This is a genomic window from Pseudomonas sp. P129, from assembly GCF_020312195.1.
Taxonomy (GTDB): Bacteria; Pseudomonadota; Gammaproteobacteria; order Pseudomonadales; family Pseudomonadaceae; genus Aquipseudomonas; species Aquipseudomonas fragariae.
Genome location: NZ_JAGPYS010000001.1, coordinates 533,478 through 558,261, shown reverse-complemented (window position 1 = coordinate 558,261; position 24,784 = coordinate 533,478). Strand labels below are relative to the sequence as shown.

The 24,784-nt window shown below is 59.8% G+C and carries 21 protein-coding genes; 6 read left to right on the top strand and 15 right to left on the bottom strand.

The genetic code is table 11. The features are described from left to right. Positions 1-12: 12 nt before the first annotated feature. Both KBY02_RS02525 and KBY02_RS02520 read left to right on the top strand, forming a co-directional pair. Positions 13-1,527, top strand: a complete 1,515-nt coding sequence (locus KBY02_RS02525; protein WP_080277943.1) for a DUF2875 family protein — start codon at positions 13-15, stop codon at positions 1,525-1,527. A 40-nt stretch (positions 1,528-1,567) separates the two neighbouring features. After that, positions 1,568-2,083 carry a hypothetical protein gene (locus tag KBY02_RS02520; RefSeq protein WP_024659927.1) on the top strand — a complete coding sequence of 172 codons (516 nt, stop codon included), beginning with the start codon at positions 1,568-1,570 and terminating at the stop codon, positions 2,081-2,083. A gap of 174 nt (positions 2,084-2,257) precedes the next feature. Here KBY02_RS02520 and KBY02_RS02515 read toward each other — a convergent pair whose 3' ends face one another. Beyond that, positions 2,258-3,088, bottom strand: a complete 831-nt coding sequence (locus tag KBY02_RS02515; RefSeq protein WP_024638343.1) for a mechanosensitive ion channel family protein — start codon at positions 3,086-3,088, stop codon at positions 2,258-2,260. Positions 3,089-3,209: 121 nt separating this feature from the next. After that, positions 3,210-3,689: a YajQ family cyclic di-GMP-binding protein gene (locus tag KBY02_RS02510; protein WP_003304827.1), complete on the bottom strand. Its 480-nt coding sequence runs from the start codon at positions 3,687-3,689 to the stop codon at positions 3,210-3,212. A gap of 169 nt (positions 3,690-3,858) precedes the next feature. Between KBY02_RS02510 and KBY02_RS02505 the strand changes: the two genes are divergently transcribed. The 3 genes from KBY02_RS02505 to KBY02_RS02495 are packed head-to-tail and all read left to right on the top strand — an operon-like array spanning position 3,859 to position 7,454. Continuing rightward, a complete protein-coding gene (locus KBY02_RS02505; RefSeq protein WP_225649743.1) occupies positions 3,859-4,779 on the top strand; it encodes a putative 2-dehydropantoate 2-reductase in 921 nt (306 codons plus the stop codon). A gap of 44 nt (positions 4,780-4,823) precedes the next feature. Then, positions 4,824-6,860 (top strand): sensor histidine kinase, encoded by a 2,037-nt coding sequence (locus KBY02_RS02500; protein WP_024651842.1) that lies wholly within the window; start codon positions 4,824-4,826, stop codon positions 6,858-6,860. Positions 6,861-6,875: 15 nt separating this feature from the next. After that, on the top strand, positions 6,876-7,454 hold the full coding sequence (locus KBY02_RS02495; protein WP_003418771.1) for a cob(I)yrinic acid a,c-diamide adenosyltransferase: 579 nt from the start codon (positions 6,876-6,878) through the stop codon (positions 7,452-7,454). A gap of 262 nt (positions 7,455-7,716) precedes the next feature. On the opposite strand, the gene KBY02_RS02490 is transcribed toward KBY02_RS02495, so the two are convergent. The 4 genes from KBY02_RS02490 to secA all read right to left on the bottom strand — a co-directional run bounded on the left by KBY02_RS02490 (position 7,717) and on the right by secA (position 13,422). Continuing rightward, positions 7,717-8,667 (bottom strand): Nudix family hydrolase, encoded by a 951-nt coding sequence (locus KBY02_RS02490; RefSeq protein ID WP_032654356.1) that lies wholly within the window; start codon positions 8,665-8,667, stop codon positions 7,717-7,719. Between the two features lie 2 nt (positions 8,668-8,669). Next, positions 8,670-9,296, bottom strand: coding sequence for a glutathione S-transferase family protein (locus tag KBY02_RS02485; protein ID WP_024660849.1), 627 nt, complete (start codon positions 9,294-9,296; stop codon positions 8,670-8,672). A gap of 57 nt (positions 9,297-9,353) precedes the next feature. Further along, positions 9,354-10,571: a bifunctional glutamate N-acetyltransferase/amino-acid acetyltransferase ArgJ gene (gene argJ / locus KBY02_RS02480; RefSeq protein ID WP_024643112.1), complete on the bottom strand. Its 1,218-nt coding sequence runs from the start codon at positions 10,569-10,571 to the stop codon at positions 9,354-9,356. Between the two features lie 109 nt (positions 10,572-10,680). Beyond that, the gene (gene secA / locus KBY02_RS02475; protein ID WP_053275758.1) at positions 10,681-13,422 is read right to left on the bottom strand and encodes a preprotein translocase subunit SecA; all 2,742 of its coding nucleotides are present in this window, start codon (positions 13,420-13,422) and stop codon (positions 10,681-10,683) included. 305 nt (positions 13,423-13,727) lie between these two features. Between secA and KBY02_RS02470 the strand changes: the two genes are divergently transcribed. Next, positions 13,728-14,183, top strand: coding sequence for a DUF721 domain-containing protein (locus tag KBY02_RS02470; protein WP_003313540.1), 456 nt, complete (start codon positions 13,728-13,730; stop codon positions 14,181-14,183). 116 nt (positions 14,184-14,299) lie between these two features. On the opposite strand, the gene lpxC is transcribed toward KBY02_RS02470, so the two are convergent. The 9 genes from lpxC to murD all read right to left on the bottom strand — a co-directional run bounded on the left by lpxC (position 14,300) and on the right by murD (position 24,783). After that, a complete protein-coding gene (gene lpxC / locus KBY02_RS02465) occupies positions 14,300-15,211 on the bottom strand; it encodes a UDP-3-O-acyl-N-acetylglucosamine deacetylase (RefSeq protein ID WP_225649742.1) in 912 nt (303 codons plus the stop codon). A gap of 112 nt (positions 15,212-15,323) precedes the next feature. Then, a complete protein-coding gene (ftsZ, locus tag KBY02_RS02460) occupies positions 15,324-16,511 on the bottom strand; it encodes a cell division protein FtsZ (RefSeq protein ID WP_002555041.1) in 1,188 nt (395 codons plus the stop codon). Positions 16,512-16,612: 101 nt separating this feature from the next. Then, positions 16,613-17,869, bottom strand: a complete 1,257-nt coding sequence (ftsA, locus tag KBY02_RS02455; protein WP_003364017.1) for a cell division protein FtsA — start codon at positions 17,867-17,869, stop codon at positions 16,613-16,615. 14 nt (positions 17,870-17,883) lie between these two features. Then, positions 17,884-18,753: a cell division protein FtsQ/DivIB gene (locus KBY02_RS02450; protein ID WP_225649741.1), complete on the bottom strand. Its 870-nt coding sequence runs from the start codon at positions 18,751-18,753 to the stop codon at positions 17,884-17,886. Positions 18,754-18,756: 3 nt separating this feature from the next. After that, complete coding sequence (locus KBY02_RS02445; RefSeq protein WP_011268844.1) at positions 18,757-19,716, bottom strand: D-alanine--D-alanine ligase; 960 nt, start codon at positions 19,714-19,716, stop codon at positions 18,757-18,759. Then, positions 19,713-21,173 (bottom strand): UDP-N-acetylmuramate--L-alanine ligase, encoded by a 1,461-nt coding sequence (gene murC, locus KBY02_RS02440; protein WP_003406013.1) that lies wholly within the window; start codon positions 21,171-21,173, stop codon positions 19,713-19,715. The genes KBY02_RS02445 and murC overlap by 4 nt, the downstream gene beginning before the upstream one ends. Then, entirely contained in the window at positions 21,166-22,236 is a 1,071-nt protein-coding gene (murG, locus tag KBY02_RS02435; protein ID WP_003406015.1) for an undecaprenyldiphospho-muramoylpentapeptide beta-N-acetylglucosaminyltransferase, read from the bottom strand. The genes murC and murG overlap by 8 nt, the downstream gene beginning before the upstream one ends. Further along, positions 22,226-23,440, bottom strand: a complete 1,215-nt coding sequence (gene ftsW, locus KBY02_RS02430) for a putative lipid II flippase FtsW (protein WP_003418789.1) — start codon at positions 23,438-23,440, stop codon at positions 22,226-22,228. Before ftsW ends, murG begins: the two co-directional genes overlap by 11 nt. Next, positions 23,437-24,783 carry a UDP-N-acetylmuramoyl-L-alanine--D-glutamate ligase gene (gene murD, locus KBY02_RS02425; protein ID WP_225649740.1) on the bottom strand — a complete coding sequence of 449 codons (1,347 nt, stop codon included), beginning with the start codon at positions 24,781-24,783 and terminating at the stop codon, positions 23,437-23,439. Before murD ends, ftsW begins: the two co-directional genes overlap by 4 nt. Between the last annotated feature and the right edge of the window lies 1 nt (position 24,784).

Here is a 24,784-nt window from a genome sequence, read left to right as displayed (position 1 = left end):
CAGGAAAACCATATGGAATTGCGTAACATACATTCAATGACACGCTGGGGTATTGCGGCTATTTTTGGGACTGTGCTGCTGACCTACAGTGGCCACTGGTGGGGTAAAGCCGTCGCCCATGATAACGCTGAGCTGGCTCAAAAGAGCGAGCAAACGGCGACTCAGCAACGGACATATTCGCTGGAAATAAGAGGAGCGGGAATTGCCATTTTTCACGATAACCAATCAGAAATTTGGAGTTTTATAAAGAAGAAAAACAACAATTCCACCTCCATCTACTCCAATGACGCCAAGGACTATGATGCCTCGCTTGACTCACGCAAAATTAGCAGAGATATAAAAATTCGTGCAGCTTTCCAGCATTCGGCTGGCGACGCGATCGCCTATTGGCCAATACCCGTGTTCGCACTGGGGCCTCCGAATCTATTCGATAAAGCCTATAGAGCTGCAGGCTTGATCAACTCTGGCCGAAATGGAGCAACACTGGGAGTTGCGCTGTTTCTCTGGCAGGACGATGAAAGCACTACCCATGCACAGGCCATGATCGAACGACTATTTAATTTTTTCGACGACAATTCACAGGTGCCACAGGCCCTCATCGCAAGCAGAGATGGGGATATTACTCGTGACGTTTATCGAAAGCCTGGGACACCGGCACTGCAAAACGCCCAAGTAGTACCAACAATATTCGAAAGTATGACCGGACTGCTGGTCGCTCGTTCGGACCGGGTGGACAGGTATATTCGCCCTTACGCGACTCAAGAACCCGAAGACAATCAAAACAAAAATACTGACCTGGGCAAACTGTGGGCTTTCTACTGGGAACAGCCGCGAAAATTTAGAAAAATATATGAGGATGCAGAAAAGGCCAAAGGGGTTAAAGCTCCACTCGCCCCTGGTACGATATCGACCGCCTACTGGCAATCCCAACTCCCCAACCTCTGGAAAACCATCAGCAACCGTGGCCCTGGCAATTTCGAACCCTCCCCCTGGCTGCCGATCCGCTGGGGTCAGCATCAGATCAAGGAGTTCGACGCTGCGCCGGTGCTTGGCTATCTGCACCGCCCGATCAAGGCGCCCATGCAGGATGAAAACGGCAAGCGCCTGAAACCGGCCTTGCAAGCCAAAGCGCTGCAAGCCGCCTGGGTGCAGGCGCTGGATACCTTGCCAGATGGTCAGAAACCCGTGCGGGTGTTCTATGACAGCACCAACAACCCGGAAGCCGAAATTGCCCTGAACAACGCCCTGCACGACCTGAACAAGGACGGCCATGGTCTTGAGCTGGGTAATGTCGAAGAGGGCTACGACATCGGTCGTCGTCTGGGTAATACCGGGGTCAGTGGTGCGCTGGTCGAGATCAATCTGGCGACCATCGCCAGTTACAAGGATGGCGGCGTCAGCGCCGTTGTCTACGCCGGCACCGATGGCAGCCTGACCGTACAAATGGTCCGTCCGCCCGATGAAGCCCGTAAAGCGAAGAACAGCCAGAACCGCGGCGCAGATCCGTTTATCTTTGGTTCGCCTTAGCGGTCACTAAACACTCTCAATCGTAAACAAGGAAGAAAATATGTATGCGCATTTTTGTAGGGCCTTTGTAGGGATAAATTTAGTCGCGGCATTGATTTTAATGGGAGGCTGTACGCAGGACTCCGTATCCCCGTGTGACGAACTGATTGGCGACTACGCCGCGAAGCCTAAAAATAAACCGAAGTTTCGTATCGAGAAGAACGGCGAGAACTTCACGCTCACGCAAAGTGACGCAGGCACCCAGGTCAGTGAGCCGCTCACCCCCTTACCCAACGCCGAAATAGTGGAAATGTTTGAAGGCAAAATAGTGCCGCCTCGCTGCATTCTCACCGCTGATGGTATGAAGATAATGAAGCTCCCCGCTGGCAGCGGCGTTAATCCCACAGAGGATCCCGATCGGAAACTTTCGCATTATCCCGAGCCCACCCCATTCCTCATGGGCATATCTGCGGGAGTAGCGGCTGTACTGGGTCTTTACCCCGTACCTCACCAAGAAAAACTCAAAGATATCGACGAGGAAGATGAGGACGACGACGGTTACATTTACAGTAAATAACGTACTTTTTTGCAGGAGAGGTGAAAGGCATGTTCGTATCAACAGACGGTAAAGCGCCTGGGCATCGCTGAAGGCAGACAATCATCAACCATGGAAATAGCCTTATCCTGAGCCTGTAAATAAAGAAAAGCCCCGACTCTCACGAGCCAGGGCTTTGTCTTACCGCACAAACCACTATTCCTGAACCACCCGCACAATCCGTTGCGGCAGTGGAATCTCGATGCCTGCGTCCTTCAGGCGGTCGCGCGCTTCAATGTTGAACATCGACGTCACGTCGCCCATGTCGCCACTGCTGGTCCACACACGCAGGGACAAGGTAATTGCGTTCTCCCCCAGTGCAGCCACCACAGCCTGGGGGGCCGGGTCCTTGAGGACGCGCGGGTCGTCGGCCATGTCCAGCAGGACCTGCAAGGCCTTCTTGAGATCGGCATCGTGGCTTACGCCGATGTCGAAGGTGATTTTGCGGGTCGGCTGACGGTTGGTGTTGGTGATGATGCCGTTAGACAGGTTGCCGTTGGGAATGATCACGGTACGATTGTCGCCGGTGCGCAGCACGGTGTGGAAGATCTGGATGTTGTCGACGGTTCCCGACACACCCTGGGCTTCGATCCAGTCACCGATACGGAACGGGCGGAACAACAGAATCAGCACGCCACCGGCGAAGTTCGCCAGGCTGCCTTGCAGGGCCAGGCCGATCGCCAGACCGGCAGCACCGATCGCCGCCACGAACGAGGTGGTTTCCACGCCGATCATCGACGCGACGCTGACCACCAGCAGGATTTTCAGAATGATGTTGGCCAGGTTGCTGACGAAGCCCTGCAAGGCCAGATCGGCGTGTCGCAAGGCCAGCAAGGCGCCCAGTTTGCCGGTCAGCCGGTTGATCAGCCACCAGCCTACGCACAGCGTGACGACTGCCAGCAGCAAGCGGCTGCCGTACTCCATGATCATCGGAATCCAGGCCTGCGACGCTTGCCACAGATGACCGACTTCTGCGTTTAAATCCATCGTTATCTCCTTACTCGTCACGAACTGCGATCAAAACCACGGCGGCCTGCCGTCATTTCAATGCTCAGGGCGATTCGGACTGGCCGGGGAACGCAGGGTTCCCTGGCTTTCAATGCAACGATCAGTCGCGGAAGTTGTTGAATTGCAACGGCATGCCCGAATCGTAGGCACGCAACGCTGCGATGGCTTCTTGCAGGTCGTCGCGCTTCTTGCCGGTCACCCGCACCTGCTCGCCCTGAATGGCGGCCTGGACCTTGAGTTTGGCTTCCTTGATATGGGCGACGATTTTCTTCGCCAGCTCCTTGTCGATGCCTTCACGGAGGATGACTTCCTGCTTCATCAATTTGCCGGAGGCGTAGGCGTCCTTGATCTCGAGGCACTTCGCGTCGATCTTGCGTTTGACCAGCGCCAGCTTGAGGATTTCGATCATGGCCTCCAGCTGGAAGTCTGCTTCTGCGGTCAGCGTGACAGTCAGTTCCTTGAACTCGAACGTGCCTTTGCCTTTGAGGTCATAGCGACGGTCCAGCTCTTTGATAGCGTTGTCGACGGCATTCGTGACTTCGTGTTTATCCAATTCGGACACTACGTCGAACGAGGGCATGTATGTTCTCCAGATAAACGGCGTGCGCACAATTCGGGCACGCATGACTTGACGGTGTGAAATAACGCTCATTATAACGAGACTTTTCCGGCGTTCACTGTGAGCCTTCCATGCACATCCTTGTTTTCACCTTCTGCAGACCGCTTCAGCGCTATAACGTGCCGCTGTGATGGCGGTGACATGGCATGTTCTCGGTGCGGGCAGCCTGGGCAGTCTCTGGGCGACGCGACTGGCTCGCGCGAATCTGCCGGTGCGGTTGATCCTTCGCAACGCGGATCGGCTGGCCGCCTATCAAGCCAATGGCCGCTGCGTGACGCTGGTCGAGAACGATATTGCCCATGCGTACCCGGTCGAAGCACAGACCGCCGACCATCGACAGCCCATCGAACGGCTGCTGGTGGCCTGCAAGGCCTACGAGGCCGAGCAGGCTGTCGCACAGCTGGCTCCGCGACTGACGGCGCAGGCCGACGTCATCCTGTTGCAGAACGGCCTGGGCAGCCAGGACGCTGTGGCGGCGCAAATCCCCCACGCGCGCTGCCTGTTCACGTCCAGCACCGAAGGCGCGTTTCTGGAGTCGGACTGGCGCGTCAGGTTCGCTGGCCATGGTTTCAACTGGCTGGGTGATGCATCCAACCCGACAGCCCCCGCGCTTGTGCAGGATTTGCACGACAGTGGCATTCCCCACGAATGGACGCCGGACATCCTGACCCGCCTGTGGCGCAAGCTGGCCCTCAACTGCGCGATCAACCCGCTGACGGTCCTGCACGACTGCCGTAATGGTGGCCTGCTCGAGCACGCCTGCGAGGTCGCCACGCTGTGCGCCGAGCTGAGCGACCTGCTGGGCCGCTGCGGCCAGCCAGCGGCTGCGCAGGAACTGCATGCGGAAGTGCTACGGGTCATCCAGGCGACCGCCGCCAACTACTCTTCCATGTATCAGGATGTGCTTCACGGGCGACGCACCGAAATCAGCTACCTGCTGGGTTACGCGTGTGCAGCCGCAGTACGTCATGGCTGCGCGGCACCGCACCTGCAGCATTTGCAGACGCGTCTGACCGCTCATCTGGCAAGCAAGGGTTTGCGTACCGACTAGCCCGCGCTACCCTGCTCGCATCACCCGTCACTGCGACTTGCCCAATGCCCTTGCGCCAACGCCTGGAAAACCTGCCCGTCGGCCAGAAACTGCTGGCCGCCCTGCTGGTCCTGATGACCACCGTACTGCTGGTCGCCAACCTGACCTTCATCAGCGCGGCCTATTACATCTCTCAGGAGGCGATGGCTCCGCAGGCCCTGCAGACCATCGGCAGGCTGATCAGCAGCGCCAACCTCAACGAGCGGGCCTTGTACTCGCCTGATGAGGCGCGCGCGCTGCTCAAGGAGCTGAGAAGCTATGGGCCGTTGCGTGCCGCAGCCCTGTATGACAACAACGGCGAGCGGCTTGAACAGATGCATCAGGGCGAAAGCCTTGAGCTGCCCAGACGCTTCAAAGACCTGGACAGCTGGCGCCTCACCGAATTTCGCAGCACGCAAGTCATCACCGTCCCCAAAGGTGACGAGCCGCCAGGGCATCTGCTGCTGGTGGCCAGCAGCGAGCTGCCACCGGCCTTCTACACCGGCACGCTGACCGCCAGCCTGGGCATTCTGGTGTTCAGCGTGTTGCTGTGGCTGGTGGTGGCGCGGCAGATTCGCCGACTGATCACCGAGCCCATTTACCAACTGGAAGAATTGTCCCGGCAGGTGACCCGCGAAGAGAACTACGCACTGCGCGCAGAACCCGGTAACGAAGATGAAATCGGCAGTCTGGCCGAGGCGTTCAACACCATGCTGTCGCGTATCGAAGCGCGTGAACAGCAACTCAAGCGCGCGCGCGACGACTCGCAGGAAGCCTACGATCAGGCCCAGGGGCTGGCCGAGGAAACCCGCCACACCAACCGCAAGCTGGAGCTGGAAGTCCAGGTGCGCAGCAAGATTGAGAAGAAGCTCACCGGCTTTCAGAATTACCTCAACAGCATCATCGACTCGATGCCGTCGGCGATGATTGCGCTGGATGAACAGCTGTACGTCACCCAGTGGAATCAGGAAGCCACAGCATTGTCCGGCACCACACTGGACGAAGCGCTGAACCAGCCGATCTTCCTGGCCTTCGAGCCGATGCGCTCGTTTCTGCCGCAGATCAAACACACCGTCGAGCGTCACAGCGTGACCAAGATCGAGCGCGTGACCTGGATCAAGAATGACGAGCCCCGCCACTACGCTCTGACGTTCTACCCGTTGACTGGCGATGCCGGGCGCGGCGTGGTGATCCGGATCGATGACATCACCCAGCGCATATCGCTGGAAGAAATGATGGTGCAGTCGGAAAAAATGCTGTCTGTCGGCGGTCTGGCAGCAGGCATGGCGCATGAGATCAACAACCCGCTGGGCGCCATACTGCACAATGTACAGAACATACGTCGGCGGCTGTCCCCGGAACTGCCGAAGAACATCGAGCAGGCTGAGGCCGACGGCATCGATCTGGCGCAGGTCAACCATTACCTGGAAAGCCGCGAAGTGCCGAAACTGCTCGACGGTATTCAACAGGCCGGTGCCAGGGCCGCAAAAATTGTCAGCCACATGCTCAATTTCAGCCGCCTGAGCAGTCGGCAGTTATCGCCCTGTGACTTGCCGGCCTTGATCGATCAGGCCGTGGAGATCGCCAGTAACGACTTCGATCTGACCATCGGCTTCGACTTCAAGGGTCAGCACATCATCCGTCAGTTCGACCCCGAACTGGGTCCGGTGCCGTGCATTGCCAACGAGCTGGAGCAGGTGCTGCTGAACCTGCTGAAGAACGCCGCGCAGGCCATCCACCAGCGGCCGGAGAGCGAAGAGCCTGGGCGCATTACCCTGCGCACGCGTCTCAATCCGCCGTGGGCCGAGATTCAGGTGGAGGACAATGGCATCGGCATGTCGGAGAGCATCCGCAAGCGTACGTTCGAGCCGTTTTTCACCACCAAGGAAATCGGCCAGGGCACCGGGCTGGGTCTGTCGGTGTCCTACTTCATTGTCACCAACAACCACAAAGGCCAGATGGAGGTACATTCCTCTCTCGGCACAGGCACCTGCTTTACGCTGCGTCTACCGCTGGTGGCCAACCCGGTCAGCGTTCAGCAGCAGGTCATTTCAAAATCCTGATCAGGAATCGCATCAATGGGCTTTCGTTTGTCGAAGATTTACACGCGCACCGGCGATGCCGGTGAAACCGGTCTGGGCGATGGCCGTCGGGTCTCCAAGGATCATCCGCGCGTCGAGGCCATCGGTGAGGTCGACACGCTCAACAGCCAACTGGGACTGTTGCTGGCGGGGTTGATCGATGAAGCTCAGCGCGTCCCGGCGCTCAACGAAGTGATCGAGGTACTCGCACCCTGCCAGCACCGACTGTTCGATCTGGGCGGGGAACTGGCCATGCCGACCTACAAGGCGCTGAACGAAGCCGAGGTCGAGCGGCTGGAAGCCGCCATTGATGTCTGGAATGAGGAACTGGGCCCGCTGGAGAATTTCATTTTGCCAGGCGGTTCATCGCTGATCGCCCAAGCGCACATCTGCCGTAGCCTGGCGCGCAGTGCAGAACGTCGCTGTCAGCATCTGAATGCCGTCGAGCCGCTGGAAGGTGCAGGGCTGGCGTACATCAACAGGCTGTCGGACCTGCTGTTCGTCGCTGCCCGATTGATCGCCAGAAGACAGGGCATTGCCGAGATCCTTTGGCAGCCCGCGCCCAAGCCGGTTTGATCGGCATATCCATTAAACGGAGCATCACAGAAGACATCCTCACGCCAGCGTCCTGGCGTTAGGTATAGGTCTTGTGGGAGTGAGCGAGGCGGGCTCACGAAGACGTCGGTCCAGACGCCCCATTTTCAGGGGTTTTACTGGCCTCTTCGCGAGCAAGCTCGCTCCCACGGCCTGCGGCCAGAATCAAGAGCAGACTTGTGTATAACGCTAGTTACTCTGCGTGGGCATGCCGTTCTGGACGCTCTGTGTCCTCTGCTGAGCGTCAGACGATCTCGTCAGGCCAGAACGCGCGAATCCCGGCCACGCCCTGTGCGCCGCTCTCCCAGGCCTGTTGACGCTCGGCAGGGCCCACTCCGCCCAACAGAAAGACCGGCTTGTTGAAGCCTGCGATCAGCTGCGTTGCCTGCTGCCAGCCCAGCGGCTGTGCATCAGGGTGGGTCAGGGTTGGCTGAACGGGCGACAGGGTGACGAAATCCACGCCCATCTGCTCGGCCAGAGCCAGCTCTTCGGCGTTATGGCATGACGCCGCCAGCCAGCGGTTCTCCGGGAACGGACGGCCGCGACTGGCGTACTTGCGCAGTTGCTCCGCCGTCAGGTGCCAGCCAGCGGACGGAAAGTCGCCCAGCCACTCCAGAGGCCCTTTGAGCATGAGTTGCGCCTTGCCGGCACACAGGCCCGCCGCATCCACGGCCAGGTCGCGGTACTTCGGGTCGTAACCACCCGGCGCACGCAACTGGACCAGCTTGATGCCACCGGCGATGGCTTTCTGCATACCGCGCAACAGCTCGATAGTGTCCAGCCCGTCAGGCGTGATCAGATACTCGCCAGGCAAACGTGCCGCCGCGACGATCGGCTGATTGGCGGCTGGAAAGTCATAATTGGCCAGCTCGCGCGGGGTGGCCCAGACCAGCGGCTGCCCTTCGGCGCCATGCGCCTGGCCAGTGAAGGCCGAGACTTCCCAGACGTCCAGGAGCACCTGCTTGTCCGGATAGTCGTGGCAGACCTTGATCAGCGGACGCGCAGCCGTCACCAGGATACCCAGCTCTTCCTGCAGTTCACGTGTGAGCGCCGCCTGGACGGTCTCGCCCTCCTCGACCTTACCGCCGGGAAACTCCCAGAGGCCACCTTGATGCTGGGTATCGGCACGTCGGGCAATCAATACGCTGCCGTCAGCACCACGAATGACGGCGGCGGCCACATGCACTCGTTTCACGATCAGGACTCCTCCAGACCGGCCTGCTGCCAGCGTTTGAAGGCAGGCCATTGGTAGATGGTTTCGATGTAAGCCAGCGCTTCTGCGGGTAACTCGACACGATAGCTGCGCAGACGAATCGCCACCGGCGCGAAGAACGCATCGGCAATGCTCGGCTTGCCGAACAGAAACGGACCGCTTTCGGCCGCCGCAGTGCGGCATTCGGCCCACAGTTCGACGATACGGTCGATGTCGTTCTGGGTATCGACCGGAATCACTTCCAGTGCCTGATCCTGACGCAGGTCCATCGGCATGTTCGAACGCAGGCTGACAAAGCCGCTGTGCATCTGCGCGCAGGCAGAACGCGCCTGGGCACGTGCGGCGGTGTCGCTCGGCCACAGATCGGCGTCCGGAAAACGTTCGACCAGGTATTCGCAAATGGCCAGCGAATCGATGATCGTGCCGTGCTCGCACTGCAACGCAGGGACCTTGCCGGTCGGTGAATACTTGAGAATGTTCGCGCGGGTGTCAGGCTGATTGAGGCGGATAACCTGATCGGTGAACGGAGCACCGGTCATTTCCAGCACCAGCCAGGGACGCAGCGACCAGGAGGAGTAGCGTTTGTCGCCGATAATCAGATGCAGGCTCATGGTTCAGCTCCATTGAGCCCGGCGCGAAGACAGGATGCCGGCGCGCCGGGCATTGAATCAGGTGCGGTATTCCGCATTGATCTTCACGTACTCGTGAGAAAGATCGGTGGTCCAGATCGTTTCGCTGCAATCGCCGCGGCCCAGCTCGATACGGATGGTGATTTCTTCTTCGGCCATGACCGCCGAGCCCTGCTCTTCGGTGTAGGTCGTGGCGCGGCAGCCCTGGCTGGCGATGCATACGCCCCCCAGGAATACGTCGATCTTGCTCACGTCCAGATCCGGCACGCCGGCACGGCCGACCGCCGCCAGGATACGTCCCCAGTTCGGGTCGGAGGCAAACAGCGCGGTCTTGATCAGCGGCGAGTGGGCCACGGCATAGCCGACGTCCAGGCATTCCTGGTGATTGCCGCCACCGTTGACTTCCACGGTCACGAACTTGGTCGCACCTTCACCGTCACGCACGATGGCCTGAGCGACCTCCATGCACACGTCGAACACCGCTTTCTTCAACGCTTCGAACAACGGGCCTTTGGCCTCGGTAATTTCCGGCAGGTCAGCCTGACCGGTGGCGATCAGCATGCAGCAATCGTTGGTCGAGGTGTCGCCATCGATGGTGATGCGGTTGAACGACTTGTTGGCGCCGTCACGAATCAGGTCCTGAAGCACGCTCTGCGCCACTTTGGCGTCGGTGGCGATGTAACCGAGCATGGTCGCCATGTTCGGGCGAATCATGCCTGCGCCCTTGCTGATGCCGGTCACAGTGACGGTCACGCCGTCATGGCTGAACTGACGGCTGGCGCCTTTGGGCAGGGTGTCGGTGGTCATGATCCCGGTCGCCGCAGCGGCCCAGTTATCCACAGACAGATCATCGATCGCGGCTTGCAGAGCGCCTTCGATCTTTTCCACCGGCAGCGGCTCGCCGATCACGCCCGTCGAGTAGGGCAGCACCGCCGAAGCATCGACGCCAGTCAGTTGCGCCAGCTTCTCGCAAGTACGACGCGCCGCAACCAGACCCGGCTCGCCGGTGCCCGCATTGGCATTGCCGGTGTTGGTCAACAGATAACGCACAGTGCCCTGGACGCGCTGTTTGGCCAGAATGACCGGCGCTGCGCAGAACGCATTCAAGGTGAATACACCGGCAACGCTGGAGCCTTCGGCACAGCGCATGACCACAACATCCTTGCGCCCCGGGCGTTTGATGCCGGCAGAAGAAATGCCAAGTTCAAAACCGGGAACCGGGTGCAACGCAGGCAAAGGACCAAGACCAACAGCCATCGGGGTGCTCCTCATGGAGTGTGGCGCCGTCCGCATCGGTACGGCGCTCAATGAAAAAACGCCGCGACGGGCAAGCCGGTCGCGGCGCAGGTATTACACGGTCAAAGGCTTAGTTGATCTGGCCGTGACAGTGCTTGAATTTCTTGCCCGAACCACACCAGCACAGCTCGTTGCGACCCAGCTTCTGGTCGTTGCGAACCGGCTCGGATGCAACGGCAACAGGCGCTTCGCCACCCTCTTCGTCGAGCAGCGGTTGCTCGATGCCCGGGGCAGGCGCGTGTTCGAACTGCATGCGACTGGCCAGCTCTTCGGCGTCCTGACGCAGGCGTGCCTCTTCTTCCTCTGGATCTTCGCGACGAACCTGAACATGCGAGAGCACACGGATGGTGTCGCGCTTGATCGAGTCGAGCAGTTCCTGGAACAGCGTGAAGGACTCGCGCTTGTATTCCTGCTTCGGGTTCTTCTGAGCGTAGCCGCGCAGGTGAATACCGTGACGCAGGTGGTCCATGGTCGACAGGTGATCTTTCCACAGGTCGTCCAGCACGCGCAGGAGGATCTGCTTCTCGAAGGAGCGCAGCGCTTCGGCGCTGGCCTGGTCTTCCTTCTCGTTGTACGCCACCAGCAACTGCGCCATGATTTTTTCGCGCAGGCTGTCTTCGTGCAGCTTGTCGTCTTCGTCGAGCCACTGCTGGATCGGCAGTTGAACCGCGAAGTCGGTATTGAGCGCCGATTCCAGGCCTGCAACATTCCACTGCTCCGGCAGCGACTGTGGCGGAATGTGCTGGCTGATCAGGTTGTTGAGCACTTCCTCGCGGAAGTCGGCAATGGTCTCGCCAATGTTCTCGGCAGCCAGCAACGTGTTACGCATGTGATAAATCACTTTACGCTGCTCGTTGGCCACGTCATCGAATTCAAGCAACTGTTTGCGGATGTCGAAGTTGCGACCTTCCACCTTGCGCTGCGCTTTTTCGATGGCGTTGGTCACCATGCGATGCTCGATCGCTTCGCCGGACTGCATGCCCAGCGCCTTCATGAAGTTCTTCACCCGGTCAGAGGCAAAGATGCGCATCAGGCTGTCTTCGAGCGACAGGTAGAAACGGCTGGAGCCGGTGTCGCCCTGACGGCCGGCACGACCGCGCAGCTGGTTGTCGATACGACGCGATTCGTGACGCTCGGAAGCGATGACATGCAGGCCGCCCGCTTCGATCACCTGCTGATGGCGCTTCTGCCAGTCAGCCTTGATCTGTGCGATCTGCTCGGGAGTCGGGTCTTCCAGATTGGCGACCTCGACTTCCCAATTGCCGCCCAGCAGGATGTCGGTACCACGACCGGCCATGTTGGTGGCGATGGTCAACGCACCCGGACGACCGGCCTGCGCAATGATTTCCGCTTCCTTTTCGTGGAACTTGGCGTTCAAAACCTTGTGCTCGATGCCTTCCTTGTTGAGCAGATTGGACATGTGCTCGGAAGTTTCGATGGTCGCCGTACCGACCAGTACCGGACGGTTTTCCGCGATGCAGGCCTTGATGTCGGTGACGATGGCGGCGTACTTCTCTTCCGCCGTCAGATAGACCAGGTCGTTGAAGTCCTTACGCGCCAAAGGCTTGTTCGGCGGGATGACCATGACGGCCAGGTTGTAGATCTGGTGGAATTCGAACGCTTCGGTGTCGGCGGTACCGGTCATGCCGGACAGCTTGTTGTACAGACGGAAGTAGTTCTGGAACGTGGTCGATGCCAGGGTCTGGCTTTCAGCCTGGATGTTCAGACCTTCCTTCGCTTCGATGGCCTGGTGCAGACCTTCGGACAGACGACGGCCCGGCATGGTCCGGCCGGTGTGTTCGTCGACCAGCAGCACCTGACCGTCCGAAACGATGTATTCGACGTTGCGGTTGAACAGCTTGTGCGCACGCAGACCGGCATAGACGTGAGTCAGCAGGCCCAGGTTATGCGCCGAGTAGAGGCTCTCGCCTTCGGCCAGCAGGCCGACTTCGGTGAGCATTTCCTCGATGAACTGGTGACCGGCTTCGTTCAGTTCGACCTGACGGGTTTTCTCGTCAACGGTGAAATGACCCGGCTTGGTGACTTCGCCTTCCACTTCCTCGATATGCTGCTCGAGCTTGGGGATCAGGCGGTTGATTTCGGTGTACAGCTTGGAGCTGTCTTCAGCCTGACCGGAGATGATCAGCGGCGTACGCGCTTCGTCGATCAGAATCGAGTCGACTTCGTCGATCACGGCAAAATTGAGTTCACGCTGGAACTTGTCGTCCATGCTGAACGCCATGTTGTCGCGCAGGTAATCGAAACCGTATTCGTTGTTGGTGCCGTACGTGATATCGGCAGCGTAGGCGGCGCGCTTCTCTTCTGGCGGCTGGAATGGCGTGACGATGCCTACGGTCAGGCCGAGGAATTCGTACAGCGGACGCATCCAGTTGGCATCGCGGCGAGCGAGGTAGTCGTTCACGGTAACCACGTGAACGCCCTTGCCGGACAATGCGTTGAGGTAGACAGCCAGCGTACCGACCAGGGTTTTACCTTCACCGGTACGCATTTCCGCGATCTGACCTTCGTGCAGGGTCATGCCGCCGATCAACTGGACGTCGAAGTGGCGCATGCCCATGACGCGCTTGCCCGCTTCACGAGCGACAGCAAAGGCTTCCGGGAGCAATTGATCGAGGGTCTCGCCTTTGGCTATGCGGGCCTTGAACTCTTCGGTCTTGGCGCGCAGTTGCTCGTCCGAAAGGGCCACCATTTGCTCTTCGAAGGCATTGACGATCTGTACCGTCTTGAGCATGCGTTTTACTTCACGCTCGTTCTTGCTTCCAAAAAGTTTTTTCAACAAAGGCGCAAACATATCGACAGGATCTTCCACACATAGGAATGGAGGGCGGCCCCGTGAGTCGCCCGTGCAGCCCAGATGGCCGCATGCGAACGAGCATTCTACCCGGAAACGATGGTGAGGAAAGTGGCGTTATTCCACGATGCTGGCACAGCGCTGTGACGGGGCAGGTTTACAATGGGGCCATTTTCAAGCACTTCAACCCGTTATCCGGGGAAGTTACTCATTGATTTGCATATGAAAGCACGGAAATGCCCTGAAAAGCAGCCGTCAGAACGCTTTCTGTTAAGATGTTCATCTTGTTACCCAGGCATCCCTCCATGGCCTTTCGTCCTCTGAACGCCCGCCCGCCCGCTGTTCTGCTGCGTGAAGCCAAGCCCCTGAAGGCTATATTTCGCCACGCCGAACGCCTCAGCCACCTGCAGCGCCTGCTCGAAAGCCAGCTGCAGCCTGCGGCTCGCGAGCATTGTCGCGTGGCCTCGTGGCGCGAGGGCACCTTGTTGCTGATCGTGACGGACGGTCACTGGGCCACGCGCCTGCGCTACCAGCAGAAACGCCTGCACCGGCAAATGATGGCCTTCGACGAATTCATCAACCTGACCCGCATCGTGTTCAAGGTGCAGCCGCCCGAAGCGCCACGCGGGGCGGCCACGCACACGATCGACCTGTCGGCAGTGGCTGCCGAAAACATTCAGGCCACCGCCGAAGGCATCACCGATCCACGCCTGCGTGCCGCACTTGAACGACTGGCCAGCCATGCAAAGGACAGGAAGTAACCCTGCCTGATCGCTGCAAGACCTCCACGAGCACTGACTTTCCCTGAATAAACCCATAAAAAAAGGCCACCCGAGGGCAGCCTTTAAAGAACAAAAGGAAAGAGAGTAAAGCTTGCTTACACGGCCGCGACAGGGCGCATGTAAGAAATTGGTGCCGTACTGGCATCCTCGAAAATCACCACTTCCCAAGCGTCTTTCTGCTCGATCAACGTGCGCAGCAGACGGTTGTTCAGTGCATGCCCCGATTTGAAACCCCGGAACTCACCTATCAGGCTGTTGCCCAGCAGGTAGAGGTCACCGATGGCGTCGAGGATTTTGTGTTTGACGAATTCGTCCTCGTACCGCAGGCCGTCTTCGTTCAGTACACCGTCCTTGTCGACCACGATGGCGTTTTCCACGCTGCCGCCGAGTGCGAGGTTGTGCTTGCGCAGGTACTCGATATCACTCATGAACCCGAAGGTCCGGGCACGGCTGACTTCCTTCACGAAGGAAGTACTGGAAAAGTCCACGCTTGCACTCTGGGTGCGGTCACGGAAGACGGGGTGATCGAAATCGATCTCGAAACTGACCTTGAACCCTTCGAAAGGCACGAAGGTAGCGCGTTTACCGCCCTCCTCCACTGTGACTTCACGCAGGATACGGATGAATTTCTTCGGCGCGTCCTGTTCTTCCAGGCCTGCCGATTGAATCAGGAATACGAAAGGGCCTGCGCTGCCGTCCATGATAGGAACTTCGGAGGCAGAGAGCTCGACGTAGGCGTTATCGATGCCAAGGCCAGCCATGGCCGAGAGCAAGTGTTCTACCGTGTCGACTTTGACATCACCATTGACCAGAGTGGTCGACAGAGTGGTGTCACCGACGTTTTCCGCACGCGCAGGGATCTGCACGACGGGATCAAGGTCAGCTCGGCAAAACACAATGCCGGTATTCACAGGTGCGGGCTTGAGGGTCAGGTAAACCTTCTCCCCGGAGTGCAGGCCTACACCTGTGGCACGGATAATATTTTTCAGGGTGCGTTGTTTTATCATGGCATGGGCCGCTTCAGCGCAAGTTGCGAACTGGTATCAACAAAGGCTGGCGATGATAGCAGACCATGCCTTTGCTGAACACCAATCACCCTAATACCCCTGATACATTTCATCAATCGGCCTGACGACGCAGGAAAGCCGGGATGTCCAGGTAATCAAGATCATCGTTGGGATTCATCTTCGCCGCGGCTGTAGCGCCTGCGTGTGCCTGATTGCGCATCACGGTAGGACGATCCAGGTCACGGTAGTTGACCGACGGTGCTTCCTGGCGGGACGCCTGCTGTGCAGGAGCCTGCTGGGTGGTCTGCAACGTGTTGTCGATGACCTTGACAGGTTTCTCGATTTTCGCGCCCAGGCCGGTGGCAACCACGGTCACGTGCAACTCGTCACGCATGTCCGGATCGATAACAGTACCGACCTTGACCATCGCGTGCTCGGAAGCGAACGCTTCGATGATGCTACCCACGTCCGAGTACTCACCCAGAGACAGGTCAGGACCGGCAGTGATGTTGACCAGGATGCCGCGAGCGCCCTGCAGGTTGACGTCTTCGAGCAACGGGTTGCGGATGGCCGCTTCAGTCGCTTCACGTGCACGGTTAGGACCACTGGCGCAGCCAGTGCCCATCATCGCCATGCCCATTTCGCTCATCACGGTACGCACGTCGGCGAAGTCGACGTTGATCATGCCCGGACGCTTGATGATGTCGGAGATACCGCGAACGGCACCGGCCAGTACATCGTCAGCCTTGGCGAAAGCCGACAGCAGGCTGGCGTCTTTACCGAGGATGGTCAGCAGCTTCTCGTTGGGGATGGTGATCAACGAGTCGACGCTTTCGGACAGCATGCGGATGCCTTCATCGGCGATCTGCATACGCTTGCGACCTTCGAACGGGAACGGACGGGTCACGACTGCGACCGTCAGAATGCCCATTTCCTTGGCCACTTCAGCAATGATCGGTGCTGCACCGGTACCGGTACCGCCGCCCATGCCAGTGGTGATGAAAACCATGTTGGTGCCCTGCAGAACTTCTGCAATGCGCTCACGATCTTCCAGTGCGGCCTGACGACCGACTTCAGGGTTGGCGCCAGCGCCAAGGCCTTTGGTCACGCCGGTGCCCAGCTGCAGAATGGTCCGCGCGCCGATGTTTTTCAGCGCTTGAGCATCAGTGTTGGCGCAGATGAATTCCACGCCTTCGATGTTGCTCTTGACCATGTGATTGACAGCGTTGCCGCCACCACCGCCTACGCCGATAACCTTGATAACCGGGCTTTGCGGGACGTTGTCTACGAGTTCGAACATTTTCTCTCTCCTTCCGCTTTCTAGTTAGTTTTGCCTACTGCCTGCCGATATTGCTGGTGAAGCCCTGAATCTGAAGCTATGAAACCGTTGAACGTTGAAACCTAGAAATTGCCCTGCACCCAACGCTTGATACGCTCAAGCACCGGTGCCTTGGTTTCGTCGCTGTAACTGCTGTTGCCGACAATCCCGGACAGCGAAATGCCATCCGATTGTTTTTGCAGCCCGTACATCAACAGACCTACGCCGGTTGAGTAGATCGGGTTGCGCACAACATCAGCGAGCCCTTTGACGCTGTGCGGTACGCCCAGGCGGACCGGCATGTGGAAGATTTCCTCGGCCAGTTCGACCGCACCTTCCATTTTCGCTGTGCCCCCGGTCAGCACGATGCCAGCCGGGATCAGGTCTTCGTAGCCGCTGCGGCGCAGTTCGGCCTGGATCAGGGTGAACAGCTCGTCGTAACGAGGCTCTACCACTTCGGCCAGGGCCTGACGCGACAGCTCGCGAGGTGGACGGTCGCCCACGCTCGGCACTTTGATGGTTTCGCCTGCACCGGCCAGCTTGGCCAGCGCACAGGCATAACGAATCTTGATTTCTTCGGCGTACTGGGTCGGAGTGCGCAACGCCATGGCGATGTCGTTGGTCACCTGGTCACCCGCAATCGGGATGACCGCCGTGTGGCGAATGGCGCCTTCGGTGAAGATCGCGATGTCGGTGGTGCCGCCGCCGATGTCCACCAGGCAGACACCCAGTTCTTTCTCGTCATCGGTCAGCACGGAATACGCCGAGGCCAGCTGCTCGAGGATGATGTCGTCGACTTCCAGACCGCAGCGACGCACGCACTTCTCGATGTTCTGCGCCGCGTTCACTGCGCAGGTCACCACGTGGACCTTGGCTTCCAGACGCACGCCGGACATGCCCAGGGGCTCGCGCACGCCTTCCTGGTTATCGATCACGTAATCCTGAGGCAGGGTGTGCAACACGCGCTGGTCGGCAGGAATGGCCACCGCCTGAGCAGCATCGAGCACACGCTCCAGGTCCGCAGAGCTGACTTCGCGATCACGAATCGCCACGATGCCGTGCGAGTTCAGGCTGCGAATGTGGCTGCCTGCAACGCCCACGAATGCCGAGTGGATACGGCAGCCGGCCATCAGCTGAGCTTCTTCGATTGCGCGCTGGATCGACTGCACGGTCGACTCGATATTCACCACCACGCCCTTTTTCAGGCCGCGGGAGGGATGGGTACCGATACCCACGATTTCCAGCGAGCCATCGGCCGCGACTTCGCCTACCAGTGCCACCACCTTGGAGGTACCGATATCCAGCCCGACGATCATTTTGCCGCTTTGCACATTTGCCATGGTCCTGCCTCTTATCAATTCTTCGCGACGGCGGGTTTTTCCGTCGCCGGCGCTGCCTGTTCGCGCCAACCGACCGCAAGGCCGTTGGAGTAACGCAAGTCGACGCGCGCGATATTCGTTATTTGGTCTTTCAGCGTTTTGTCGTAAATCGCGATGAAGCGGCGCATTTTTTCGACAAGGTGGTCGCGTCCAAGCAACAATTCGATACCCGGGCCAGCACTACCGGCACCTGTTGTCAGGAACCAGCTGCCACGCTCGCGCAGTTCCAGGCGCACGATGGAGAAGCCCAGCGGGCGCAACATCTGACTCAACACCTGATACTGCTGCATCACCTGCTGCTGGGCCCGCTGCGGGCCGAACAACTGGGGAAGATGTTCGTAATTGGACAGTTCACGCGGTGTGAAAGCCTGCCCCTGGTTATTCAGCAGCGCTTCATCGCCCCAACGGGCAACCGGCAACTGCTCTTCAAGACGAATCACTACCTGATCCGGCCATACACGACGGACCTCGGCGTGCGCGATCCATGGCATCTGCTCAAGCTCGGTGCGCATGGCCGCCAGATCGATCTTGAAAAAGCTCGACGCCACATAAGGCGCAATCCGCTGCTGCACAGCCTGCTGGCTGATGTAACTCAAATCGCCCTGCACGTTGATGCGGGTGATCGGGCGGGCGGCGTACGGCAGCAGACGCTGTGCCGCCTCATAAGTACCGAAGCCCAGAACCACCAACAGCACAGGCCAGAGCAGACGCTTCAGAAAACTGAAGTTGGCCTTGGGCAGGCGCGCCGACAAGGGCTCCTTGGCCACCATACGGCTGGCGCCGCGCGGCACCGGCTTGTTGCGGCCGGGTGCAGGTGGCTGAGGACGTGTCGACGGGCCGTACATGCCTTAACCCCTCGCCTGAACGCTGTCGGCCAGGATCGCCAACACCAGTTGTTGAAAATCCAGACCTGCCGCACGGGCCGCCATAGGCACCAGACTGTGATCGGTCATGCCCGGTACAGTATTGACTTCCAGTAACCAGAACTTGCCTTGTGCGTCCTGCATGACATCCGTGCGCGCCCACCCTGCAATGCCAATGGCATCGCAAGCACGTGCTGCAAGTTGTTTGAGTTCCTGTTCCTGCGCATCGCCAAGTCCGCACGGAATCCGGTACTGGGTATCGGACGCCAGGTACTTGGCATCGTAATCATAAAAACTGTGAGGAGTGCCCAGGCCGATGGGAGGCAACACCTGGCCACGCAGAGACGCCACAGTGAACTCAGGTCCCTGAATCCATTGTTCGACTAATACTTGCGAATCGTAGGTACTGGCGGCTTTCCATGCGGCGATCAATTCATCGACGCTGTTCACCTTTGCCATACCGATACTTGAACCTTCATGGGCCGGTTTGACGATCAAAGGCAAGCCCAGTTCCGTCGCCGCGCAAATACAATCACTCTCGTTTTCAAGAACGGCATGCGCCGGTGTAGCAAGGCCGAGACTCTGCCAGACCTGCTTGGTGCGCAGCTTGTCCATCGCCAGCGCAGAAGCCAGTACGCCACTGCCGGTATAAGGGATTTCCAGGCATTCCAGCAGGCCTTGCATGGTGCCGTCTTCACCGCCGCGTCCGTGCAGAACAATAAAGGCACGGTCGATTTTCTCGCTGACCAGTCGCTGCAGGAAGTCATCGCCCACATCGATGCCGAACGCATCCACACCAGCCTCGAGCAACGCGCCGAGCACGGCATTACCCGAGTTCAGCGAGACCGCACGCTCGGCACTCTTGCCACCGAAGAGCACGGCGACACGGCCGAAGCTTTTCGGCTCGAGTGTCGAGCGCAGGGACGACTGGGCAACGGCTGTCATTTCAGCTTCCCTTCGGTGGAGGCCACTTTGGCACCGGCGAACAGCGGGCTTTTGAGTAACTGCGGTGCGAGACCAGCGATGTCACCGGCGCCCTGACACAACAGGATGTCGCCGGCACGCAGCAACGGCTTGACCAACGGCGCCAGCTCGACACCGCGCTCGATGTAGATCGGGTCCAGTTGGCCGCGCTGACGAATGCTGTGGCACAGGTTGCGGCTGTCCGCACCGGGAACAGGCTCTTCACCGGCCGGGTAGACCTCCATCAACAACAGAACATTGGCTTCGGCCAGGACCTGCACGAAGTCGTCGTACAGGTCACGGGTGCGGCTGAAACGGTGTGGCTGGTAAACCATCACCAGACGACGATCAGGCCAGCCGCCGCGCACAGCGTTGATAACCGCAGCGACTTCGCGCGGGTGGTGACCGTAGTCATCGACCAGCATCACGTGACCACCATCGACCGGCAGCTCGCCGTAAACCTGGAAGCGCCGACCGACGCCCTGGAACCCGGAAAGGCCCTGAACGATGGCCTCGTCGCTGACGCCCTCATCGGTGGCAATGGCGATGGTCGCCAGCGAGTTGAGTACGTTGTGATTGCCGGGCATGTTTACCGACACATCCAGCGGCTCACGGTCGCGGCGCAGTACGGTGAAGAAGGTCAGCATGCCGTCCTGACGCACATTGATTGCACGTATATCGGCAGACTCGCTGAAGCCGTAGGTCAGAGTCGGACGCTTGACCAGCGGCAGAATTTCACGCACCACCGGATCGTCGATGCACATCACCGCCAGCCCGTAGAACGGCAGGTTGTGCAGGAACTCGACAAAGGTCTTCTTCAGTTTGTTGAAGTCGCCTTCGTAGGTCGCCATGTGATCGGCGTCGATATTGGTGACCACTGCGACCAGAGGCTGCAGGTGCAGGAAGCTGGCGTCGCTTTCATCGGCTTCGGCGATCAGGTAGCGGCTGGTGCCCAACTGCGCATTGGTGCCTGCCGCATTGAGACGGCCGCCAATCACGAAGGTCGGGTCCAGGCCGCCAGCAGCGAACACCGAGGCGATCAGGCTGGTGGTGGTGGTCTTGCCGTGCGTACCGGCAACGGCGATGCCGTGGCGATAACGCATCAGCTCGGCGAGCATCTCGGCACGCGGTACGACCGGGATGCGACGCTCCAGGGCAGTGGCCACTTCCGGGTTGGAGGTGTTGACGGCGCTGGACACCACCAGTACGTCGGCACCGATGGTGTTCTCGGCACGATGGCCGACAAAAATCTGCGCGCCGAACGATTCCAGGCGCTCGGTCACGGCCGAACCCTTCAGGTCGGAGCCCGAGACTTCGTAGCCCAGGTTCAACAACACCTCAGCGATCCCGCACATGCCTACGCCGCCGATACCGACGAAATGGATACGACGGATACGGCGCATTTCAGGTTGTGGCATGGCGCGTTGATTCTCAACCATGGGCCACCTCCACGCAGACGTTGACGACGGTGCGGGTTGCATCAGGCTTGGCCAGGCTGCGTGCAGTGCGGGCCATGCTGTTCAATTGTTCGGGTTGCATCAAAACCTCTTTCAGGCGTGCTGCCATCTCGGCGGCGCCAGTTGTCGCTTGCGGCATGACGAAGGCTGCGCCTTCGCGAGCCAGATAGTCAGCGTTACGTGACTGATGGTCATCAATCGCGTGGGGCAGCGGTATCAGCAACGACGGCAGGCCGGCGGCGGCCAGTTCGCTGATGGTCAATGCGCCTGCGCGGCAGACCACCAGATCGGCCCAGCCATAGGCTTGGGCCATGTTCTGGATGAACGGCGCAACCTGCGCCTCGACGCCCACGTTGCGATAGCGCTCGGCGGTGACTGCGTCATGATTCTTGCCCGACTGATGAAAGACTTCGGGCTGGATGTCCTGAGGCAGCTGAGATAGCGCCTCGGGCAGTAATTTGTTCAACGGCTCCGCGCCCAGGCTGCCCCCCAGTACCAGCAGACGAGCCTTGCGTCCGGCCAGTGCCTGACGCGGTGTTTCCAGAAACAGCTCGACACGCACCGGGTTGCCGGTGGTGCGACGCTTGGACGAATCCGCAAAAGTGTTCGGGAACGCTTCGCACACCCGGCTGGCGAACGACGCCAGACTGCGGTTGGCGGTACCGGCCACGGCGTTCTGCTCGTGAATGATCAACGGTACGCCAGCCAGCTTCGCCGCCAGACCGCCGGGGCCGGTGACGTAGCCACCAAAGCCGACCACGCAGACCGGTTTCACCTGACGCACGACCTTGCGTGCCTGCATCAGCGCCTTGAGCAACATCAAAGGCGCCTTGAGCAGCGACAAGCGGCCCTTGCCACGCAGACCGGTGACGTTGATCAGGTGCAGCGTCAGACCGGCCTGCGGTACCAGTTCGTTTTCGATACCGCGCGGCGTGCCCAGCCAATGGACCTTGTAGCCGCGTGCCTGGAACTCGCGGGCACAGGCCAGCGCCGGGAATACATGCCCGCCGGTCCCGCCCGCCATGATCAGCACGTTAGCGTCCATGGGGCGTGTCCTCGGCGAAGTCGCTTTCCTTGAACTCGGCCTCTTCACTGCCCATGTTGTTGCGCGATTCCCACTCGATGCGCAGCAGCAGCCCGAGGCTCGCGCAGCAGATCACCAGCGAGCTGCCGCCGTAGCTGAGGAACGGCAGGGTCAGGCCCTTGGTGGGCAGCAAGCCGACGTTCACACCGATGTTGATCAGGAACTGACCGATCCACAGGAACGACAGACCGTAGGCCACGTAGGCACCGAAGAACTGCTTGGCGCGCTCGGCCCACATGCCGATGTACATGCCGCGAATACTGACGAACAGGAACAGCGCGACGGTGATCAGCGAACCCACGACGCCCAGCTCTTCTGCAAGGACCGAGAACACGAAGTCGGTGTGCGCTTCCGGCAGATAGAACTGCTTCTGCACGCTGTTGCCCAGCCCGACGCCGAACCACTCGCCGCGACCGAAGGCGATCAGCGCCTGGGTCAATTGATAGCCGGAACCGAACTGGTCGGCCCACGGGTCGGTAAAGTTGGTCAGACGCGCCATCCGGTAAGGTTGGGCCTGGACCAGCACCACCACGGAAGCGACCGCCAGTACCACCATCAGCGAGAAGCGGAACAGGCCGACCCCGCCAAGAAACAGCATGGCCGCCGCCGCGCCCATCATGACCACGGTGGCACCGAAGTCAGGCTCCATGAGCAGCAGACCGGCCATCGGCAGCAGCACGATGAACGGCTTGAAAAAACCCATCCAGCTTTCGCGAACTTCCTGCTGCTGACGGATCAGGTAACCAGCAAGGAAGATCACCACAAACACCTTGGCGATTTCCGAGGGCTGCACGTTGAACGCGCCGAAGCCGATCCAGCGCATCGAACCGTTCACCTCACGCCCGATCCCAGGCACCAGTACCAGCAGCAACAGGCCGAACGCACCGAGCAGCATCATCCAGCCCAGGCGCTGCCAGGTGGCCACCGGAATCATCATGGTCACGCCGCAGGCACCCAGGCCGATCAGCAGATAAACCAGGTGACGGGTCATCATGTACAGCGTGTTGCCCGACTGCACTGCGGCCACTTCCGAAGAAGCCGAGGTAATCATTACCAGGCCAAGGCCGAGCAGCGCCAGGCAGCCGACCAGCATCGGGAAATCGAGGTCGATGCCGCGCCCGCTGATCAGTGGCGATGGATAAGGCTTGATCACACCGAAGATCATGACAAGCACTCCACTGCCTGCGCGAACACACGTCCGCGCTCTTCATAATTCTTGAACATGTCCAGACTGGCGCATGCAGGAGAAAGCAATACGGCGTCGCCACGTTGCGCCAGTTTTGCGCTGTGCTCGACAGCCGCCTGGACGGTATCGACACGCACCAGCGCAACGGCGTCGCCCAATGCCTGGGCAATCAGCTCGGCATCACGCCCAAGCAGTACCGCCGCGCGGCAATGCCTGGCGACTGGCGCACGCAAACCGCTGAAGTCAGCGCCTTTGCCATCGCCGCCGGCGATCAGCACCAGCTTGCCGTCGATATCCGAGCCCAGCCCTTCGATGGCAGCCAGTGCGGCACCGACATTGGTGGCTTTGGAGTCGTTGTAGTAATCAACGCCTTCGTGCTCGCGCAGCCACTGGCAGCGATGCTCCAGGCCGGTGAATTCACGCAGGCTGGCGAGCATGGCGTCGAACGGCAGGCCGACTGCATGCCCGAGCGCCAAGGCTGCAAGCGCGTTGGCCTGGTTGTGCGCACCGCGCACTTTCAGCTCACGCACCGGCATGAGGTTTTCAAACTGGAACGCCAGGTACTTTTCGCCGCTCTCTTCACGCAGGCCGAAACCATGGAAGTCGGGCTTGTTGAGGCCGAATGTCCAGCACGGCAGGCCTTCGCCAATCAGCGGACGGGACAGCGCATCCTGACGATTGACCACCACTTGCCGCGCGCCACGGAAAATCCGGTGCTTGGCCAGGTGGTAGGCAGGCAGGCCGCTGTAGCGGTCCATATGGTCTTCGCTGATATTCAGCACGGTCGCCACTTCAGCATTGAGCTGGTCGGTGGTTTCGAGCTGAAAGCTGGAGAGCTCCATCACGTACAGCTCGACCTCATCGCTGAGCAGGTCCAGCGCCGGAGTGCCGAGATTGCCGCCCACCGCCACACGCTTTCCAGCGGCAGCGGCCATCTCGCCGACCAGCGTGGTCACGGTGCTTTTTGCATTCGAACCGGTAATGGCAATCACCGGCGCCTTCGCGTAACGCGCGAACAGTTCGATGTCGCCCGACAGTTTGACGCCGCGTGCGTGCGCCTGCTGCAGGGCCGGGGTCGCCAGGGCCAGACCGGGGCTGACATACAGCTCATCGGCACGGCAGAGGAAATCCACGTCCAGCTCGCCACAACGCACTTCCACCTGCGGATAGTCGCGACGCAAGGTCGCCAGCTCAGGGGGATTCTCCCGCGTGTCGGCCACAGCAAAGGACACGCCCTGGTTCGCCAGGAAGCGAACCAGAGACATGCCGCTTTTGCCTAGACCCACGACAATGCGGAAGCGGTCGGAAACGATCAGGGACACT

What these genes read in the sequence shown, in the direction of transcription:
- KBY02_RS02525 (WP_080277943.1), top strand. Translation starts at nt 13, where the DNA reads ATGGAATTGCGTAACATACATTCAATGACACGCTGGGGTATTGCGGCT.
- secA (WP_053275758.1), bottom strand. Translation starts at nt 13,422, where the DNA reads ATGTTTGCGCCTTTGTTGAAAAAACTTTTTGGAAGCAAGAACGAGCGT.
- ftsA (WP_003364017.1), bottom strand. Translation starts at nt 17,869, where the DNA reads ATGGCAAATGTGCAAAGCGGCAAAATGATCGTCGGGCTGGATATCGGT.
- KBY02_RS02450 (WP_225649741.1), bottom strand. Translation starts at nt 18,753, where the DNA reads ATGTACGGCCCGTCGACACGTCCTCAGCCACCTGCACCCGGCCGCAAC.
- murG (WP_003406015.1), bottom strand. Translation starts at nt 22,236, where the DNA reads ATGGACGCTAACGTGCTGATCATGGCGGGCGGGACCGGCGGGCATGTA.
- KBY02_RS02515 (WP_024638343.1), bottom strand. Translation starts at nt 3,088, where the DNA reads ATGGATTTAAACGCAGAAGTCGGTCATCTGTGGCAAGCGTCGCAGGCC.
- KBY02_RS02505 (WP_225649743.1), top strand. Translation starts at nt 3,859, where the DNA reads ATGGCGGTGACATGGCATGTTCTCGGTGCGGGCAGCCTGGGCAGTCTC.
- KBY02_RS02485 (WP_024660849.1), bottom strand. Translation starts at nt 9,296, where the DNA reads ATGAGCCTGCATCTGATTATCGGCGACAAACGCTACTCCTCCTGGTCG.
- ftsW (WP_003418789.1), bottom strand. Translation starts at nt 23,440, where the DNA reads ATGATCTTCGGTGTGATCAAGCCTTATCCATCGCCACTGATCAGCGGG.
- KBY02_RS02470 (WP_003313540.1), top strand. Translation starts at nt 13,728, where the DNA reads ATGGCCTTTCGTCCTCTGAACGCCCGCCCGCCCGCTGTTCTGCTGCGT.
- lpxC (WP_225649742.1), bottom strand. Translation starts at nt 15,211, where the DNA reads ATGATAAAACAACGCACCCTGAAAAATATTATCCGTGCCACAGGTGTA.
- argJ (WP_024643112.1), bottom strand. Translation starts at nt 10,571, where the DNA reads ATGGCTGTTGGTCTTGGTCCTTTGCCTGCGTTGCACCCGGTTCCCGGT.
- murC (WP_003406013.1), bottom strand. Translation starts at nt 21,173, where the DNA reads ATGGTTGAGAATCAACGCGCCATGCCACAACCTGAAATGCGCCGTATC.
- KBY02_RS02510 (WP_003304827.1), bottom strand. Translation starts at nt 3,689, where the DNA reads ATGCCCTCGTTCGACGTAGTGTCCGAATTGGATAAACACGAAGTCACG.
- KBY02_RS02445 (WP_011268844.1), bottom strand. Translation starts at nt 19,716, where the DNA reads ATGACAGCCGTTGCCCAGTCGTCCCTGCGCTCGACACTCGAGCCGAAA.
- KBY02_RS02520 (WP_024659927.1), top strand. Translation starts at nt 1,568, where the DNA reads ATGTATGCGCATTTTTGTAGGGCCTTTGTAGGGATAAATTTAGTCGCG.
- ftsZ (WP_002555041.1), bottom strand. Translation starts at nt 16,511, where the DNA reads ATGTTCGAACTCGTAGACAACGTCCCGCAAAGCCCGGTTATCAAGGTT.
- KBY02_RS02495 (WP_003418771.1), top strand. Translation starts at nt 6,876, where the DNA reads ATGGGCTTTCGTTTGTCGAAGATTTACACGCGCACCGGCGATGCCGGT.
- KBY02_RS02500 (WP_024651842.1), top strand. Translation starts at nt 4,824, where the DNA reads ATGCCCTTGCGCCAACGCCTGGAAAACCTGCCCGTCGGCCAGAAACTG.